12 protein-coding genes are annotated in these 18,319 nt (G+C 55.7%); 9 read left to right on the forward strand and 3 right to left on the reverse strand.

The window, feature by feature from the left end; translation table 11 throughout:
• The first annotated feature begins 22 nt into the window (after positions 1–22).
• The 6 genes from N9C89_RS06155 (at position 23) to uvrA (ending at position 11,329) form a co-directional block, all read left to right on the forward strand.
• A complete protein-coding gene (locus N9C89_RS06155; protein ID WP_263952956.1) occupies positions 23–3,469 on the forward strand; it encodes a hypothetical protein in 3,447 nt (1,148 codons plus the stop codon).
• 106 nt (positions 3,470–3,575) lie between these two features.
• Positions 3,576–4,628, forward strand: coding sequence for a tRNA preQ1(34) S-adenosylmethionine ribosyltransferase-isomerase QueA (gene queA, locus N9C89_RS06160; RefSeq protein ID WP_263952957.1), 1,053 nt, complete (start codon positions 3,576–3,578; stop codon positions 4,626–4,628).
• 204 nt (positions 4,629–4,832) lie between these two features.
• The gene (locus N9C89_RS06165) at positions 4,833–6,101 is read left to right on the forward strand and encodes an MFS transporter (protein WP_263952958.1); all 1,269 of its coding nucleotides are present in this window, start codon (positions 4,833–4,835) and stop codon (positions 6,099–6,101) included.
• 81 nt (positions 6,102–6,182) lie between these two features.
• Positions 6,183–6,755, forward strand: coding sequence for a DUF924 family protein (locus N9C89_RS06170; RefSeq protein ID WP_263952959.1), 573 nt, complete (start codon positions 6,183–6,185; stop codon positions 6,753–6,755).
• Between the two features lie 120 nt (positions 6,756–6,875).
• Positions 6,876–8,267, forward strand: a complete 1,392-nt coding sequence (lpdA, locus tag N9C89_RS06175; RefSeq protein ID WP_263952960.1) for a dihydrolipoyl dehydrogenase — start codon at positions 6,876–6,878, stop codon at positions 8,265–8,267.
• 200 nt (positions 8,268–8,467) lie between these two features.
• Positions 8,468–11,329: an excinuclease ABC subunit UvrA gene (gene uvrA / locus N9C89_RS06180; RefSeq protein ID WP_263952961.1), complete on the forward strand. Its 2,862-nt coding sequence runs from the start codon at positions 8,468–8,470 to the stop codon at positions 11,327–11,329.
• Between the two features lie 142 nt (positions 11,330–11,471).
• Here the strand turns inward: uvrA and mmsB are convergent, their stop codons facing one another.
• The 3 genes from mmsB to N9C89_RS06195 all read right to left on the reverse strand — a co-directional run bounded on the left by mmsB (position 11,472) and on the right by N9C89_RS06195 (position 16,173).
• Entirely contained in the window at positions 11,472–13,394 is a 1,923-nt protein-coding gene (gene mmsB / locus N9C89_RS06185; protein WP_263952962.1) for a 3-hydroxyisobutyrate dehydrogenase, read from the reverse strand.
• The gene (locus tag N9C89_RS06190) at positions 13,391–14,539 is read right to left on the reverse strand and encodes an acyl-CoA dehydrogenase family protein (RefSeq protein ID WP_263952963.1); all 1,149 of its coding nucleotides are present in this window, start codon (positions 14,537–14,539) and stop codon (positions 13,391–13,393) included. The genes mmsB and N9C89_RS06190 overlap by 4 nt, the downstream gene beginning before the upstream one ends.
• 134 nt (positions 14,540–14,673) lie before the next feature.
• Positions 14,674–16,173 carry a CoA-acylating methylmalonate-semialdehyde dehydrogenase gene (locus N9C89_RS06195; protein WP_263952964.1) on the reverse strand — a complete coding sequence of 500 codons (1,500 nt, stop codon included), beginning with the start codon at positions 16,171–16,173 and terminating at the stop codon, positions 14,674–14,676.
• Positions 16,174–16,306: 133 nt separating this feature from the next.
• On the opposite strand from N9C89_RS06195, the gene N9C89_RS06200 reads away from it, so the two are divergent.
• The 3 genes from N9C89_RS06200 to coaD all read left to right on the forward strand — a co-directional run bounded on the left by N9C89_RS06200 (position 16,307) and on the right by coaD (position 18,309).
• A complete protein-coding gene (locus N9C89_RS06200; protein WP_263952965.1) occupies positions 16,307–17,200 on the forward strand; it encodes a LysR family transcriptional regulator in 894 nt (297 codons plus the stop codon).
• A 59-nt stretch (positions 17,201–17,259) separates the two neighbouring features.
• Positions 17,260–17,694, forward strand: coding sequence for a CBS domain-containing protein (locus tag N9C89_RS06205; RefSeq protein WP_263952966.1), 435 nt, complete (start codon positions 17,260–17,262; stop codon positions 17,692–17,694).
• 123 nt (positions 17,695–17,817) lie between these two features.
• Positions 17,818–18,309, forward strand: a complete 492-nt coding sequence (gene coaD / locus N9C89_RS06210) for a pantetheine-phosphate adenylyltransferase (RefSeq protein ID WP_263952967.1) — start codon at positions 17,818–17,820, stop codon at positions 18,307–18,309.
• Positions 18,310–18,319 lie beyond the last annotated feature (10 nt).

An 18,319-nucleotide genomic window follows, 5' to 3' on the forward strand; every position in this document is an offset into this window, starting at 1 on the left:
GTCCTCATTGCAGAATCGGGTTTTGTTGTACCCTGCTTTGGGCCAAGATAAAAACCACAGGAACGGGCCAGCAGATTGCGGCTCGGTTTTCGAGGGCCCGACCATAGCTGACACAACACCAGAACCAGACGCGCCAAACCGCAAACAGCCAAAGCGTCAGATGAAAACCCATCACAAGATCGGCGTTTTCACGATATTCAGCTTGTTTTCGGTTGCTGTGATCGTTGTTGGCGTGGCCTTTGCGTTGCTAAAGCGCGGGGTCGATACGCCAGTTTGGGTGATCCAGAAGGTTGAAGAACGGCTTAACGAAACGATTCCAGCGGGGACCGTTGCGATTGGCAGCGCGCGTGTTGAGCTTGTCGATGGGCTCGCGCCCGATCTTGTGTTGCGCGATGTTGTTTATCTCGGCGGAGATGGCAAGCCGCTGGCGCATTTCGACAGGGTGCAGGCCGTCTTTGCCACCTCACCGTTGTTTAGTGCGGAGCTGCATCCGAAAAGGGTAAATCTGGAAGGTGCGCGGATCGCGCTGCGGCGTGACAGGGGCGGGCAGCTTAACGTCTCGCTTGGTCCTGAAGTCGGATCGGGCCTCGCGGCGACGGGGGATATCAACGAGGTGATCCTGTCGTTTAAGCGGGTTTTTGATTTGCCAACGCTGAACGTGATTGAGGATGTGTCGATACGAAAGCTTGATTTCGACATGGTAGACGAGCAGAGCGGCAAGTCCTGGACCGTGCGAAACGGCGCGCTGGCGATGAACACGCTTGGCGGTCAGATTGACGTGGCGGTTGCGTTTTCGGTGCAGATGGATGATGGCGCGGCGGCGCCGATTGCGCTTGCGCTTTCGGCCCCGCGCGAGGGTGTTGCAGCGACCTTCGGCATGACCGTACGTGATGTGGACGCGCGTGATATCGCGGTTCAATCGCCTGCGTTATCATGGCTCGGGGTGCTGGATGCGCCGATTTCCGGCGCTCTACGGAGCGAAATTCTTCCGGATGGGCGGCTTGGAGATCTCGATGGAACGCTCGAAATCGGTGCTGGTGCGCTTCAGCCCACGGCAAACACGCGCCCCATCGTCTTCCGCGATGCCAAAACCTATTTCAGCTATGATCCGGAGACCGCCAAAATCACCTTCGACGAGGTGAAGGTTCGTACCCAGACGGGCGAATTTGCAGCAACGGGCTTTTCTTATCTGCAAGAATGGGAAGGACAGCGGCCCAACGCCCTTGTGACCCAGTTTCAGGTTCAGAACTTTGCCATGAACCCCGCCGAAACCCTGCCGGAGCCCGCTGTTTTTGACGGTGGAGCGTTGGATATGCGGCTTCGGCTTGATCCGTTTAGCCTTGATATCGGGCAGCTTTCGCTCACCACGGCGGAGCGCCACATTCTTGCGAAGGGGCGGGTCAGCACAGAGCCTGAAGGTTGGCAGACCGCACTTGATCTTGAAATCAACACGATTGACCACGACAGCCTGCTTGCGCTTTGGCCCGTGAAAGTTGCGCCGCGTACCCGAGGCTGGCTCAACAAGAACGTCACCGGCGGGCGTATTCATGATGTGAATGCCGCAATCCGCACCAGCCCCGGAACCGAGCCGCGCACGTCGCTTGGCTATCAGTTCAGCGATGCGCAGGTGCGCTATATGAAATCTTTGCCGCCGGTCGAGAACGGGCGTGGATATGCTACGCTGTTCGGGCCAACCATGTCGATTGTGGTTGAGGATGGCGGCGTAACCGCGCCAAACGGCGGGCGGCTTGATGTGGCTGGAACGGTGATTTCAATGCCGGATGTACGGCTGCGCCCGTCGCCGATGGTGGTGGATATGAAGGTGCGCGGCGAAATTCCTGCGGCGCTCGCACTGCTCGACATGGAGCCGTTTAACTTCCTCAGCAAAAACGGACAGCCATTGGATATCGCAAACGGACAAGCAGACCTTTCCGCGCGGCTCGGTTTTGACATCGTGAAGAAGGTTCAACTCAAGGATGTCGATTACAATGTTGAGGGTGCGTTACGGGGGGTGACCTCTGACAAAATCGTTGCGGGAAAGCATCTTGTTGCGCCTGAGCTAGCGCTTTCGGTTAACACCGAAGGGATGGAAATTTCCGGCCAAGGCTGGCTTTTCACCGCCGCCGATGAAGCGCGCACCGCTGCAGAGAACGGGGTGCCGTTTAATGCGCTCTGGCAAAAGCAATTCGGGCCGGAGCATATCGGTAACAGCAAAGTCTCTGGCAGTGTTGAGCTTTCGGAGCGCTTTGTGTCAGCTTTTAACCTTGGCCTACCAAAGGGGATGCTACGCGGTGCCGGAACTGCCGATATCGATATCAGCATGGAAAAAGATGAACCGCCTGCCTTTACGTTTAGCTCTGACCTAAACCAGTTGGGGTTGCGGATACCGGAGCTTGGATGGTCAAGTTCAGAGAAGCAGACAGGGCGGCTTAATGTTTCTGGCCTCTTGGGGACACCGCCACAGATTGACGCGCTTGAGATCGAAGTCGGCGGACTTACGGCAAACGGTAAAGTTGGAGTTGGCGCGGATGGCGATTTTGAAGCGGCGGAGTTTTCCCGCGTTCGCGTCGGCAATTGGCTTGATGCGCCTGTCGTCCTTCGGGGGCGGGGCAAAGGCGCTGCTCCGGAAATTCAGGTGCTTGGCGGGCGAATTGATGTGCGCGGATTGAAGCTTGGCGGCAATGGCGGCGCGTCGGGTGGGGCAACACGTGGTGCGCCGATTACGCTGGCGCTTGATCGGTTGGTCGTGTCGGACAAGATCAGCCTTAGCGGTTTTCGCGGCAATTTTACAGGTGGAGCGGGCTTCAAAGGAACGTTTAACGGGCGGCTCAACGGTGAGGTTCCTGTGAGCGGTACCGTCGCGCCGAGCGAACATGGCACTGCCGTTCGCGTACGTTCAGAAGATGCGGGCGGAGCCTTCCGCGCGGCAGGGCTGTTTAAATCCGCGACCAAAGGCGCGATGGACCTTATTCTTGCGCCACGCGCCCAACCCGGAACTTACAATGGCCGCCTGACGGCCAATGGCGTGCGGGTAAAGGATGCGCCTGCGCTCGCGGGGCTTTTGAACGCGATTTCTGTTGTCGGGCTATTAGAGCAGCTTGACGATACAGGGCTTCTCTTTACCGATGTGATCGCCGATTTTGTTATTGAGCCAAATCGCGTGACATTGACCCGAAGTAGCGCTGTCGGCGCAAGCCTTGGAGTTTCGATGGCGGGGCAGTTTGATACGAAATCCAATACGCTCAATATGTCGGGCGTTATCAGCCCGTTCTACCTCTTGAACGGGATTGGCTCGTTCCTGACGCGCCGCGGCGAAGGGCTCTTCGGCTTTAACTATGATCTGACAGGAACGACTGCCGCGCCACGCATTGCGGTAAATCCGTTCTCGATCCTGACGCCCGGGATGTTCCGCGAGATTTTCCGTGTTGCCCCGCCGCCGCCGCCTTCTGGTATCGAACCGGCGAACTAGCGCAGGATTTGGGCTTGCAATACGCCACAAAGCGCGTAAACCGCGCGACGCCCGTTGTTTGGGTGTAACCGGTTATTTTTGCCAAATGACGCCATAAGGATGCGGTATGAAGCTTTCGGATTTCGATTTTGACCTGCCAGAGGACTTGATCGCAACGCGGCCAGTCTCTCCGCGCGAAGCGGCGCGGCTTTTGGTCTCTGACGGAACAGCGATTGAAGATTTGCATGTCGCAGATCTTTTAGGGCAGTTTCGCGAAGGTGATCGGCTTGTCTTGAATGATACCAAAGTTATCCCTGCGCGGCTCTTTGGCGTGCGTCGCCGCGATAGCGCGCAAGGGCCAACCGAAGCACGGATCGAAGTGACCTTGCTTGCCCCCGAAGCAGACGGAAGCTGGAGCGCGTTGATCAAGCCGCTCAAAAAGCTGCGCGAGGGCGAAACTGTTGAATTTTCCGCTGGCTTGACTGCTGAGCTTGTTGCGAAAGATGCGGGCCAGGGACGGATCAAATTTAACCTTACGGGAGACGATTTTGATGCAGCTTTGGCAGAAGCGGGGGCAATGCCGTTGCCGCCCTATATCGCTGCCAAACGTCCCGCCGATGCGCAGGACAAAGAGGATTACCAAACTGTCTTTGCCCGCCGCAAAGGGGCGGTTGCCGCGCCGACGGCTTCGCTTCATCTCACGCGCGAGATGCTTGAAGCGCTAGAAAACAAGGGCGTAGACATCACCTATGTTACGCTACACGTGGGCGCCGGGACGTTTTTGCCTGTGAAGGTTGATGATATTTCCGAACACAGAATGCACGCCGAATGGGGCGAAGTGAGCGAAGCCGCCGCCGCCGACATTCGCGACACCAAAGCCAAGGGCGGTCGGGTGATCCCCGTTGGAACCACGGCGCTACGGTTGATTGAAACTGCAGCCCGCGAAGGTGAGATCGCGCCATGGGTTGGGCCGACAGATATTTTCATTACGCCGGGCTTTGAGTTTAAGGTGGCTGATGGGTTGATGACTAATTTCCACCTGCCGAAGTCCACATTGATGATGCTTGTTTCTGCGTTTATCGGCACGGAGCACACCAAAGAAATCTATGACCACGCCATAGAAACCCGCTACCGGTTCTTCTCCTATGGTGACAGTTCGCTCCTTTGGCGAAACGGCTAGGCAAGCATTATCACGCCGCCGGTGGAAGTGATCCACGCCGTAAAATCACAACGGGTTGTCGTTTCAAATCCACTCAGGCAGGGTGGGGTTCGACAAGGTGCCAGAAGCGGGTGCGCCCGCGAGATGATAGTGTAAGCAATTGAAATAAAGGGTGAAAGCCGCCGACTTGGCCCGCTTCATCCGAATCTAACAGGAAAACGCGCGATGTTTCAGGTTTTGAGCAGCAGTTGGGCTTTGCTTCTTGGAGTGATGTTCCTGATGGTGGGCAACGGCCTGCAGGGTACGCTCCTTGGTATTCGTGGCGGAATCGAGGGATATTCGACCCTTTGGATGTCGGTCATTATGACGGGCTATTTCATTGGGTTTCTTGGCGGCTCGCGGCTTGCGCCTGCGATGATCCGGCGGGTGGGGCATGTGCGTGTGTTTGCTGCCCTCGGCTCTTTTATCTCGGCGATCATGATCCTCTATCCTGTGGTTGTGGATTATCCGAGCGGTTGGTTCATCGGGCGTGTGCTCATCGGGTTCTGTTTCTCTGGCGTTTATGTAACAGCCGAAAGCTGGCTGAATGATGCGGCGGACAACGAAAACCGCGGTAAGGCGCTGTCGATTTACATGATTGTTCAAATGGTCGGCATCGTCTCTGCGCAAGCGCTTTTGGCCTTTGGGGATCCCTCTGGTTACACGCTGTTTATCATTGCTTCCGTGCTGGTTTCGATCTCCTTTGCACCGATTTTGCTGTCGGTTGTTCCGATCCCAGCGTTTGAGCGCACCGAACCACTCAGCCTCTTGGAGCTCTGGCGAATTTCGCCTTTGGGGATTGTCGGGATTTTCCTATTGGGCAGCGTCTTCGCGGTTCAATTCGGCATGTCGGCGGTTTGGGGTTTGCAGGCTGGTCTAAGCGTTCGGGAAATTTCGGTGTTTGTGTCGATGATCTATGTTGGCGCGCTGGTGCTGCAATATCCGGTGGGCTGGCTCTCTGACCGAATGGACCGCCGCGTTTTAATCTTTGCGATTGCGATTTTGGGCGGCGGCGGAGCTTTGCTTGGTGTGTTGGCGGGGGATTACTTCCCGCTGCTCGTGCTGGCGGGCTTTATGGTCGGCGGTACGTCCAATCCGCTCTATGCGCTCCTCATCGCCTATACCAATGACTATCTGGAGCACGACCAAATGGCGGCGGCCTCCGGCGGTATGATCTTTGCGTCCGGTGTTGGTGCAATTGGCGGCCCGTTGGTGCTCGGCTGGGGCATGGATTTCGTGGGGGCGGGGGCCTATTTCGGGTTGCTCGCGCTGTTGATGCTTGGTGTCGCAGGGTACGCGCTCTGGCGGATGTCGCAGCGCCCAGCACATCAGACAGATGCAACCGGCGCCTATGCTCCGGTTTTCCCGCAAGCTTCTCCGGCAGCTGTTGAATTCGCGCAAGAAGTGGCCATTGAGGCCGCACTTGACGAAGAAGACACACAAAACCGTCACTAAAGCATGGTTTTTCTTGCCAAATTGTAAATGTTTTGCGACGATTCGTTTACGGGGGACAGGTCGCAGCAATGGAGGTTTGCCATGCTGAAATCAGAAGACGTCCTTGCCTTTTGGCTGGATGAAGTAGGGCCGAAGGGCTGGTACATGGGCGGCGAGGAGCTTGATGCGCGTATTCGCGACTTCGCGCTTCCGACGTGGGAGGCGGCGATGGCCGGGCAACTTGGCCTTTGGCTTACCCATCCAAGCGGTGTCCTTGCCTATCTCATTCTAATGGATCAGTTCCCGCGCAATATGTTCCGCGGCGAGGGTAAAGCCTTTGCATCGGATGCCAAAGCCTTGGCGGCGGCGAAATGCGCGATTGATCGCAAATGGGATATGAAGATCGACGAGCCTGCGCGGCAGTTTTTCTATCTTCCTTTGATGCACTCCGAATGTCTCTCGGATCAGGAACGCTGTGTGCGCCTGATGAAAGAGCGGATGCCGGAGAGCGGCGATGACAATCTTCTTCATGCAAAAGCGCATCGGTATGTGATCCGTCGCTTTGGCCGATTCCCTTATCGGAACACGGCTCTGGATCGCGAAGAAATGCCATTGGAAGCCGAATTTCTTAAAGGTGGCGGCTATAAATTAGCTGTCGAGGCTCTAAGCGCATAAAAAAAGGCGTTTAAAATCAAAGCGCCTGTCCCTGCGTCACTTGCGGCGGGTGCAGGGCTGTTGATGTGTATTTCAAGATAGTTTAGTATTGAACTAATTCTTGAAACGGAGTGCTTTTTCATGTCTTCCAAATCTTTTGATGTTGTCGTTATCGGGGCCGGCCCCGGCGGTTATGTTGCGGCGATCCGTGCGGCACAACTCGGGATGAATGTTGCGATTGTCGAACGCGAACACCTTGGCGGTATCTGCCTGAACTGGGGATGTATCCCGACGAAAGCGCTCCTGCGGTCGAGCGAAATCTACCACCAGATGGAACGCGCCAAGGAATTTGGCCTTTCTGCCGAGAAGATCGGCTTTGACCTCAAAGAGATCATCGCCCGCTCGCGCGGTGTGGCCAAGCAAATGGCTGGCGGCATCAAACACCTGATGAAAAAGAACAAAGTCACGGTGTTCATGGGCGAAGCAAAAGTGCTCAAGGGCAAGGTTTCGGTAAAGTCCGACAAAGGCACCGAAGAGCTGACCGCCAAGAACATAATCCTCGCCACTGGCGCCCGCGCACGGGAGCTTCCTGGGCTTGAGGCTGATGGTGATCTGGTTTGGACATATAAGCACGCGCTTGATCCTGTGCGGATGCCGAAAAAGCTGCTGGTCATCGGCTCCGGCGCGATTGGCATTGAATTTGCAAGCTTTTACAATACCTTGGGTGCGGATACGACCGTTGTTGAGGTGATGGATCGTGTGCTTCCGGTTGAAGATAAAGACATCTCTGCCTTCGCGAAGAAACAGTTCGTGAAGCAGGGTATGAAGATCATGGAAAAAGCCATGGTCAAGAAACTCGACCGCGCCAAAGGCAAAGTCACCGCACATATCGAAGTGGGCGGCAAGGTCGAGAAGCACGATTTTGATACCGTGATCTCTGCTGTTGGTATCGTCGGCAACTGTGAAAACCTTGGCCTCGAAGAGCTGGGTGTCAAGATCGACCGCACGCACGTTGTTACAGACGAATTCTGCCGCACTGGTGTTGATGGTCTCTATGCGATCGGCGATATCGCTGGCGCTCCTTGGCTTGCTCACAAAGCCAGCCACGAAGGCGTTATGGTTGCCGAACTCATTGCCGGTAAACATGCGCATCCGGTCAAACCAGAGAGCATCGCGGGCTGTACCTATTGTCAGCCACAGGTTGCCTCTGTCGGGTATTCCGAAGCTAAGGCCAAAGAGCTGGGTTACGACGTTAAGGTTGGTAAATTTCCGTTTATTGGCAACGGGAAAGCCGTTGCTCTGGGCGAAGCTGAAGGCTTGGTGAAAACGGTGTTTGACGCGAAAACAGGCGAGCTTCTTGGCGCGCATATGGTTGGTGCCGAAGTTACCGAATTGATCCAAGGTTATGTGGTGGGCCGCACGCTCGAAACCACTGAAGAAGAGCTGATGAATACAGTCTTCCCGCACCCAACCTTGAGCGAAATGATGCACGAAAGTGTGCTGGACGCCTACGGCCGCGCGCTGCACATCTGATCGATTTGCAATAAGTTTCCGAGGGCCGGAGCAGGGATGCTTCGGCCCTTTTGCGTTTTTCGTTTAGGGCGGCATAGGCTCACGCATTCGTGTTGGCGTTCAGGGCGATATATTCAGCAAATGTTCCTTTTATGTTCCATTTCTGCTTGGCAGCCCCCTCGCTTTGCCTTATCCCTTAAAGAAGTCTTAAGAGGTGGGTCATGGCCGAGTTGAAAAACATCGAAGTTCGCGGCGCGCGCGAGCATAATCTCAAGTCGATTGACGTTGATATTCCACGGGATCAACTCGTTGTTGTGACTGGTCTTTCTGGTTCCGGGAAATCCAGTTTGGCGTTTGACACGATCTATGCCGAGGGGCAGCGTCGCTACGTCGAATCTCTGTCGGCCTATGCGCGCCAGTTCCTCGATATGATGGAGAAGCCGGACGTTGATCATATCTCCGGCCTGTCACCAGCCATCAGTATTGAGCAGAAAACCACCAGTAAAAACCCGCGCTCGACCGTCGGGACGGTCACTGAAATTTACGACTATTTGCGTTTGCTCTTTGCGCGCGCCGGTACGCCCTATAGCCCCGCAACTGGCAAGCCGATCGAGGCACAACAGGTGCAGGATATGGTGGATCGCGTCATGGCTATGGAAGAGGGCACGCGCGGCTATCTTCTCGCGCCGATGGTGCGCGACCGTAAAGGTGAATACCGTAAAGAATTCATAGACTTACGAAAGCAAGGCTTCCAGCGTGTCAAGGTTGATGGCGAGTTCTATGAGCTTGATGCGCCCCCCACATTGGACAAGAAATTCCGCCATGATATCGACGTTGTCGTCGACCGTATTGTGGTGCGTGAAGGTATGGAAACCCGTCTTGCAGACAGTTTCCGAACCGCGCTTGATCTGGCCGATGGTATCGCAATTCTAGAGACTGCGCCACGTGGTGAGGAGGAGCCCGAACGGTTCACCTTTAGCGAGAAGTTCGCGTGTCCTGTGTCCGGCTTCACAATCCCTGAAATTGAACCGCGGTTGTTCTCGTTCAACGCACCATTCGGCGCTTGCCCAACGTGTGACGGTCTTGGAATGGAGCTGTTTTTCGATGAGCGGCTGGTCGTGCCGGATGTCACCCTAAAGGTCTATGATGGGGCGCTTGCGCCATGGCGAAAGGGCAAATCGCCGTATTTCTTGCAAACCATCGAAGCCATCGCAAAGCATTACGAATTTGATAAGAACATCGCGTGGAAAGACCTTCCCAAGGCTGCGCAGCAAGTATTTCTTTACGGTTCCGGCAAAGAAGAAATCCCGTTCCGCTACGACGAAGGAGGCCGCGTTTACGAAGTAACGCGCCCGTTTGAAGGTGTCATTCCCAACATGGAGCGTCGCTATCGAGAGACGGATAGCAACTGGATTCGAGAAGAGTTCGAGCGCTACCAGAACAACCGCCCCTGTGGTGCTTGTGGTGGCTACCGGCTTCGTGAAGAGGCGCTTGCGGTTAAAATTGGCGGATTGCATGTGGGGCAGGTGGTCCAGATGTCGATCCGTGAAGCTCTTGAATGGTGCGAGAGTGTACCCGAGGCGCTGAGCAAGCAGAAAAACGAAATTGCCCGTGCGATCCTGAAAGAGATCCGTGAACGGTTAGGATTCCTTAACAACGTCGGTTTGGATTATCTTACGCTGAGCCGAAATTCAGGCACACTTTCAGGCGGCGAAAGCCAACGTATTCGACTGGCAAGCCAGATTGGCTCAGGCCTCACAGGCGTTCTCTATGTGTTGGATGAGCCTTCGATTGGTCTGCATCAACGTGACAACGGTCGTTTGCTTAAGACCCTGAAAAACCTGCGAGATCAGGGCAACACAGTCATCGTGGTCGAGCATGATGAAGAAGCGATCCGCGAGGCGGACTATGTGTTCGACATCGGCCCTGGGGCGGGTGTCCATGGCGGAGAGGTCGTTGCGAAAGGCACACCAGAAGAGATCGTTTCGGAGGCCTCGTCGATTACGGGGCAATACCTGAGCGGTGTGCGCGAGATTCCGGTTCCTGCTGAACGGCGCAAGGGAAATGGTAAACATGTTAAGGTTTGTAAAGCGACGGGGAACAACCTCAAAAACGTTACTGCGGACTTCCCTCTTGGGAAATTCGTCTGTGTAACCGGCGTATCTGGCGGCGGAAAATCGACGCTGACCATCGAGACATTGTTCAAGACAGCAAGCATGCGCCTTAACGGTGCGCGACAGACGCCTGCGCCGTGTGAAACTATCAAGGGGTTGGAGCATCTGGACAAGGTGATCGACATTGATCAGCGCGCGATCGGCCGCACACCACGCTCCAATCCAGCGACCTATACAGGGGCCTTTACGCCCATCCGTGACTGGTTCGCCGGTCTGCCCGAAGCGAAAGCGCGCGGGTATAAGCCTGGCCGGTTTTCATTCAACGTGAAGGGGGGGCGTTGCGAGGCCTGTCAGGGGGACGGTGTCATCAAGATCGAGATGCATTTCCTGCCTGATGTCTATGTGACTTGCGAGACCTGTAATGGCGCGCGCTACAACCGTGAGACACTGGAAATTCGATTTAAAGGCAAGAGCATAGCCGACGTTCTTGATATGACTGTTGAAGATGCGCAGGAGTTTTTCCAAGCGGTTCCAAGCATTCGTGACAAGATGGATGCGCTTATGCGTGTCGGGCTTGGATACATCAAAGTCGGACAGCAAGCGACGACACTTTCCGGCGGTGAAGCACAGCGGGTGAAGCTCTCAAAAGAGCTGGCAAAACGTTCGACAGGGCGCACACTTTATATTCTGGATGAACCGACGACGGGGCTTCATTTTGAGGATGTGAAAAAGCTGCTGGAGGTGCTGCACGAGCTTGTTGATCAGGGCAATACAGTGATCGTCATCGAGCACAATTTGGACGTTATCAAAACGGCGGATCACATCATTGATATTGGCCCTGAAGGTGGTGATGGCGGCGGTAAAATCGTTGCCAAAGGCACACCGGAGCAGGTTGCGAAAACCGAAGGTAGTTATACGGGGCATTATCTGAAGGAAATGCTTGGCGCGAAGCGATTGGCCGCCGAATAATCCGGTTTTGTTAGGATTAATTAAGATTAACGCCGCGGGTGTTCTCCGCGGCGTTAATGGTTCTTAAGTCGTCTTTATGCACTGTTAACCAAGTTGATGCGGAAACCGCAGCACTTCTGTGCGCCGAAATACTGGGTCTAAACTATTCCCGACCACGCTTTTCGAACCGCGGGAGCATGGCAGAGAAATCCATACCTTTTCCGTCTTCGTCCTCAACAAATTTCTCATATAGCGCCAGTGCCATTTTTCCCATTGGCGTATCGGCATCGACGCTTTCTGCAGCTTGCTGCGAGAGGCCCAAATCCTTCAGCATGAGTTCCGCTGCAAACCCAGGTTTATAATCGTTGTCAGCGGGGCTCTGGGGGCCGACGCCGGGAGCGGGGCAGTATGCGTTCATGGTCCAGCTATAGCCAGAGGAGGTGCTGACCACGTCGAACATTTTTTGGCGGTCCAGCCCTAATTTGTCAGCCATTGCAAAGGCTTCGCAGGTGGCGATCATAGTGACGCCAAGGATCATGTTGTTGCAGATCTTGGCGGCTTGACCCGCGCCCGCATCGCCACAGTGAACAGATTTTTGGCCCATGATATCAAGCAGGGGAAGTGCAGCCTTGTAGGCCTCTTCGCTCCCGCCGACCATAAAGGTGAGGGTGCCTGCTGCCGCGCCTGTGATGCCACCAGAAACCGGTGCATCAGCGGCGAGAAGCCCACGTTTTTCGGCGGCTTCGCTCACTGCGCGTGCGCTTTCCACATCGACGGTGGAGCAATCAAGCAAGCAGGCGCCGTCTTTCATAACGGGGAGGATATCTTCGGCCACGGATTTCAGGATTGCGCCGTTCGGCAGCATGGTGATGACGATATCGGCATCTTTCGCGGCGTCCTGTGCACTGGCGGCTTTGTTAACTTTTTCAGGGCAGGGCGCAACGAGATCAAAACCGTTAACGTCATGGCCCGCATTGGCCAGATTGGTTGCCATTGGGCCACCCATATTGCCGAGTCCGATAAAACCGATTTTCATAGTTTGGCCTTTCTCTTCTTTGCTGAATCCGTCCTTGCCAAGCGGCATCAAGAGGCGGGAAATCAGTACCGGCGGAACATCTTCGACGCTTTCGTGTTTCCATACGGGCGCGTTGTCTTTGTCGATCAGACGCGCGCGGACACCTTCGATAAAGTCGGTTTCTTCGATGGCGCGATGGGTGAAGCGGTACTCTTGTTCCAGCACTTTCCAGATTGTCAGGTTAGAGGCGCGCTGACGGTGGATGAGTTCGACTGTTGCGCACATGGAGATGGGGGATTTGGATGCGATGGAGTCCAGGCATTTGGACGTAAAATCAGTGTCTTGCGTGCGCAGGCTGCGGACGATATCGCCCATGGATTCGCCCGCAAAATGTGCGTTTATGTCGTCCATCATCGGCTCGTAGCGGCCAGCGGGCGGCGTTTGGCCGAAGGTATCGACAACGTTGAAATCACCAGTTTCAGCCAGTTTTTCGATCAGTGCGGGCCATTCGGATTGCGGGATATAGGTATCGGCGAAACCGGCGAAAATTGCATCGGCAGGGCCCATGCGTCCCGCCGTAATCCCGAGGTATTCCCCAAGGCGACCAGGAGCTTGGCCAAGGAGCCAACTTCCACCTACATCAGGGATGAGACCAATCACGGTCTCTGGCATTGAGATTTGCGAGTTCTCACAGACAACGCGATGTGAGGCGTGGCATCCGAGCCCGACGCCGCCGCCCATAACATAGCCGTGCATGAGGCTCACGATAGCTTTGGGATATTCAAACAGCTCGGCGTTCATTCGGTATTCTTCGCGCCAGAATTTCTGGGCTTTTTCAACCTGACCGCTCGTGCCCCAAGTGTGGATTTCGGCAACGTCGCCGCCTGCACAAAAAGCTTTTTCTCCCTCGCCGTCAATCACAACCAGCGCGACGCTATCGTCCTCTGCCCAATCGCGTAGAACGGGGCTTAACTCGGCCAACATCGCAGCCGACAGCGCGTTCATCGCCTTTGGGCGGGTGAGGGTGATGCGGCCGATTTTACCTTGTTTTCGGGCGTGGATGAGGCTCATTGGTTTCGCTCCGCCAGTAGGGTGCGCGCGGTGATCATGCGCATGATTTCATTGGTGCCTTCGAGGATTTCATGGACGCGCAGGTCACGCACGATTTTTTCGATTCCGTAGTCCGCGAGATAGCCATAGCCGCCGTGAAGTTGCAGGCATTGGTTGGCGGTTTTGCTGCCGGTTTCGGTGACAAACCGTTTCGCCATAGCGCAGAATTTGGTTGCATCGTGGGCGCCGGTATCAAGTTTCCACGCGGCTTGGCGTAGGAACGTTCGGGCGGCTTGCATTTCGATTTCCATGTCCGCGAGGCGGAATTGTAGTGCCTGAAACTGGTCGATGGATTTACCGAAGGCTTTGCGCTCGCCCATGTATTGCAGCGTTAGGTTGAGTGCGTTCTGTGCCGCGCCAAGAGAGCAGGCCGAGATGTTCAAACGTCCGCCATCAAGCCCAGCCATTGCATATGTGAAACCTTTGCCGCGTTCGCCGAGTAAGTTTGTGGCAGAAATGTGGCAATTGTCCAATTGCACTTGGCGCGTGGGTTGGCTTTTCCAGCCCATTTTCTGTTCCAGACCGCCAAAGCTCAACCCTTCGGTTCCGTCTTCTACAACCATAGCGGAAATGCCTTTGGGGCCGTCTCCATCGGTGCGGGCCATAACGATATAGGCGTCTGCGTAGCCGCCGCCGGAGATGAACGCCTTTGTGCCCGTGAGGGAAAAGCCGCTTTCTGTTTCTTCAGCGCGGGCCTTGAGCGCGGCGGCATCGGAGCCGGAGCCGGGTTCAGTCAGGCAGTAGGCAAAGAGCCGTTCCATGGTGATCGCATCACCGAGATATTTTGCGCGTAGGTCTTCGCTGCCAAATTTGTCGATCATCGCGGCGCACATATTGTGGATCGAGAGCATCGCCGCCACCGAAGGGCAGGCTGCCGAAAGCGCCTCAAACACCAGCGTTGCGTCAAGCCGAGTGAGGCCCGCGCCGCCGTTTTCTTCGCTGACGTAAAGCCCGCCGAAGCCGAGTTCGGCCAGTTTGGGCCAGAGGTCTTTCGGGATTTCGCCCGCCGCTTCCCAGGCTTGGGCATTGGGTGCGATCTCTTCCTGCCCGAAGGCAAAGGCCATGTCGTAGATTGTGGATTGCTCGTCTGTAAGTGCAAAATCCATGGGGGCTCCTCCGATCCTCGTGAATTGAACGCTTGTTTAGTTTTTCAATGTTGCAAGAGTATTGCAAGCCGCAAGATTGCGGTGAAAAGTTTTGGATAGAAAAAGGGCCGGAGGTGTGCTCCGGCCCGATGTGTTTAGTCCATGGCTTTGAAGTTGAACTCGCCGCCTTCTTTGATGCCCGAAGGCCAACGGGAGGTTACGGTCTTGGTGCGTGTGTAGAATTTGAACGCATCCGTGCCGTGTTGGTTCAGGTCGCCAAAGCCGGATTTTTTCCAACCGCCGAACGTGTGATAGGCCAGCGGCACAGGGATTGGCACGTTGATGCCAACCATGCCGATGTTGATCCGGTTGGCAAAATCGCGGGCGGTATCGCCGTCGCGGGTATAGATCGCGGTGCCGTTGCCGTATTCGTGGCTGAGGGCGAGGCCGATGGCTTCTTCGTAGGAGCCTGCGCGGACGGTCGAAAGGACAGGGCCAAAGATCTCTTTCTTATAGATGTCCATGTCCGGTGTGACGTGGTCAAAGAGGTGCGGGCCGACAAAGAAGCCGTCTTCGTAGCCTTGCAGGCTAAAGCCTCGGCCATCAACGGCCAGCGTTGCGCCTTGCTGTACACCGGATTCAACCAATGCTTCGATGTTGGCTTTGGCCGCTGCTGTTACGACGGGGCCGTAGTCCACGTCATCGCCAGCTGTGTAAGGGCCAACCTTGAGCGCTTCAACGCGCGGGATGAGCTTCTCGATGAGCTTGTCAGCGGTTTCTTCGCCCACGGGAACTGCAACAGAGATCGCCATGCACCGCTCGCCCGCCGCGCCATAACCCGCGCCAACAAGGGCGTCAGCGGCTTGGTCAAGATCGGCGTCTGGCATGATGATCATGTGGTTTTTCGCGCCACCGAAACACTGTACGCGTTTCCCATTCGCACAGCCGCGCTCGTAGATATACGCAGCGATTGGGGTGGAGCCAACAAAGCCCACGGCCTGAATGGTTTCGTTATCAAGGATCGCATCCACGGCTTCTTTGTCGCCGTTCACCACCTGAAGAACGCCATCAGGCAGGCCAGCCTCTTGGAAGATTTCGGCGAGCATCAGCGGCACGGAAGGATCGCGCTCGCTTGGCTTGAGGATAAAGGCGTTCCCGCAGGACAGCGCAGGCCCCATTTTCCAGAGCGGGATCATCGCAGGGAAGTTAAACGGTGTGATACCTGCCACAACGCCGAGCGGCTGTTTCATCGAATACATATCAATGCCGGGGCCAGCAGAATCGGTGAATTCGCCTTTGAGGAGGTGCGGAGCGCCGATGCAGAATTCGATTACCTCGAGGCCACGCTGCACGTCACCTTTGGCGTCAACGAAAGTTTTGCCGTGCTCGCGGGACAGGGCTTCGGCGAGCTTGTCCATATCGCGATTGATAAGCTGTACGGCTTTCATCATCACGCGGGCGCGACGCTGTGGGTTTGTTGCGGCCCATGCAGGTTGCGCTTCGGCTGCGGCGGCAACGGCGGCATCAAGTTCGGCTTGTGATGCGAGCGGCACTTTGGCCTGCACTTCGCCTGTCGCTGGGTTGAACACGTCTGCAAAGCGGCCGGATGTGCCTTTGACGTGCTTGCCATTGATGAAATGGGTGAGTTCGGTCATGGAATATTCTCCTCCGTGAAAACTGCGTGCATAGAGGGTTTCTATGCGTCGGGCGTAGAATAGGCTTGCAAAATTGTATGTAAAAGAGGCAAGTTCTCAAAAAGGTTTTGCATTTTTATTGGTACGAGGCAGCATGGCGCGTTGGGATGATCTAAGGGTGTTTCTGGCTGTTGCGCGGGCAGAGAGCCTTTCCGGCGCAGGTAAGGTCTTGCGCGTTGATCCGGCCACCGTGGGGCGCCGAATTGCTCAGTTGGAGCAGCAGGTGGATGCCGCGCTGTTCACCAAATCACCGCAGGGATACGCGATCACAACGGCAGGGCAGCGGCTTTTGGAGCACGCGATCCGCGCAGAGCAAGCGGTTGGTGAGGCGTTTTCTGATGTTGCGGGTGATGCAGGGGGGCTGACCGGAGCGATCCGTATTGGTGCGCCGGATGGGTGTGCGAACTATCTTTTGCCGCAGGTCTGTGCGGAGATATGCGCCGCGCATCCGGGGCTTGAGGTGCAAATTATTGCGCTACCACGGGTGTTTAACCTCTCTAAACGGGAGGCGGATATGGCAATAACCGTAAGCCCGCCAAGTGCAGGGCGGCTTACGGTGCAGAAACTCTCAGCCTATCATCTTCATCTTGCCGCGAGCCGCGAATACCTTGCCGAGCATCCACCAATTCGTACGTTGGCAGACGTAAAGGGGCATCGGATTGTCGGCTATATCCCCGATATGATTTTCGACAAGGAACTGGATTACCTCTCGGAAGCGGGGGCGGATCACGTGACGCTTGGCTCTAATTCCGTATCGGTGCAGTTCAACTGGGTGCGCACGGGCGGGGGGCTTGGTGTTGTTCATGATTTTGCTATTCCGGCCGCGCCGAATGTTACGAAAATCCTGACCGACGAAATCTCGCTCACCCGCAATTTTTACCTCGTGCGACATATGGACGACCGGCGGGTCGAGCGGCTGAACCGGTTTGCGGAGCTTCTGGCGCAGGGAATACGCGGCGAAATCGCGCGTTTGGAGGCAAATTCTTGACACAAGCCCATTCTGGGGCGACGCTTGGGGTATTCTTTAATTTTTACATGGAGGTGCCCATGCTTGTGCAACAGATTTTGAAATCCAAGGCGGATGATGGGGTTGTCACTTTGGCGGCAAGCGCGAGCGTGAGTGAGGCAGCGCAAATGCTGGCCGAACGCAAGATCGGTACGATTGTGATTTCAAATGATGGCAAGACGGCAGAAGGCATCCTTTCGGAGCGCGATATCGTACGCGAGATTGCCCAAAAAGGGGTGGCCTGTATGACGGACCAACTCTCTGAGGTGATGACAACTGGTGTTGTAACCTGTGGCCGTGCCGACCAGGTGGATGATGTGCTTCAGAAGATGACAGACGGACGGTTCCGCCATGTTCCCGTTGTTGAAGACGGAACGCTTGTCGGGCTGATCTCCATCGGTGACGTGGTTAAAGCCAAGCTCGCCGAACTCGCGATGGAGAAAGACGCCCTTCAAGGCATGATCATGGGCCATTAATCAGCGCGAGCCTTTGCTGATGCGCGCCGCGCCAATTATTCCGGCAGGCGGCGTCGGGAAAGGCTTGCAATCCGTGGCGCAATAATGTTGCGTGCAACAAACATTGCCACAGGAGGAACCAACGTGCGCATCGGACTATACCCGGGTACATTTGACCCGATCACCTTGGGGCATATTGATATCATCCGGCGCAGTACCGCTCTTGTGGATCGGCTTGTGATCGGCGTTGCGATTAACCGTGACAAAGGGCCGATGTTTGATCTGGATGAGCGGGTCTCGATGATTGAGGCGGAAATCGCGGGCCTGTCTAAAGAGACCGGAACCGAGATTGTCGTGCATCCGTTCGAGAATTTGCTGATCGATTGCGCCCATGATGTCGGGGCGCAGATTATCCTTCGCGGCCTTCGGGCGGTTGCGGATTTTGAATATGAGTATCAGATGGTCGGTATGAACCGTGCGCTCGACGACAGCATTGAAACGGTGTTTTTGATGGCCGAGGCCAAGCATCAGGCCATTGCCAGTAAGCTGGTGAAGGAGATCGCACGGCTTGGCGGGGATGTGAGCAAGTTTGTGACACCCGCGGTAAACGGCGCTTTGGTGTCTCGGTTCCGCTAAATCCGACTAC

Origin of the sequence: Halocynthiibacter sp. SDUM655004, from assembly GCF_026015885.1 — a bacterium.
Taxonomy (GTDB): Bacteria; Pseudomonadota; Alphaproteobacteria; order Rhodobacterales; family Rhodobacteraceae; genus Falsihalocynthiibacter; species Falsihalocynthiibacter halioticoli.

Bases quoted from the DNA above. Each gene is read 5' to 3' on its own strand.
- queA (WP_263952957.1), top strand. From the start codon at position 3,576: ATGAAGCTTTCGGATTTCGATTTTGACCTGCCAGAGGACTTGATCGCA.
- N9C89_RS06165 (WP_263952958.1), top strand. From the start codon at position 4,833: ATGTTTCAGGTTTTGAGCAGCAGTTGGGCTTTGCTTCTTGGAGTGATG.
- N9C89_RS06170 (WP_263952959.1), top strand. From the start codon at position 6,183: ATGCTGAAATCAGAAGACGTCCTTGCCTTTTGGCTGGATGAAGTAGGG.
- lpdA (WP_263952960.1), top strand. From the start codon at position 6,876: ATGTCTTCCAAATCTTTTGATGTTGTCGTTATCGGGGCCGGCCCCGGC.
- uvrA (WP_263952961.1), top strand. From the start codon at position 8,468: ATGGCCGAGTTGAAAAACATCGAAGTTCGCGGCGCGCGCGAGCATAAT.
- mmsB (WP_263952962.1), bottom strand. From the start codon at position 13,394: ATGAGCCTCATCCACGCCCGAAAACAAGGTAAAATCGGCCGCATCACC.
- N9C89_RS06190 (WP_263952963.1), bottom strand. From the start codon at position 14,539: ATGGATTTTGCACTTACAGACGAGCAATCCACAATCTACGACATGGCC.
- N9C89_RS06195 (WP_263952964.1), bottom strand. From the start codon at position 16,173: ATGACCGAACTCACCCATTTCATCAATGGCAAGCACGTCAAAGGCACA.
- N9C89_RS06200 (WP_263952965.1), top strand. From the start codon at position 16,307: ATGGCGCGTTGGGATGATCTAAGGGTGTTTCTGGCTGTTGCGCGGGCA.
- N9C89_RS06205 (WP_263952966.1), top strand. From the start codon at position 17,260: ATGCTTGTGCAACAGATTTTGAAATCCAAGGCGGATGATGGGGTTGTC.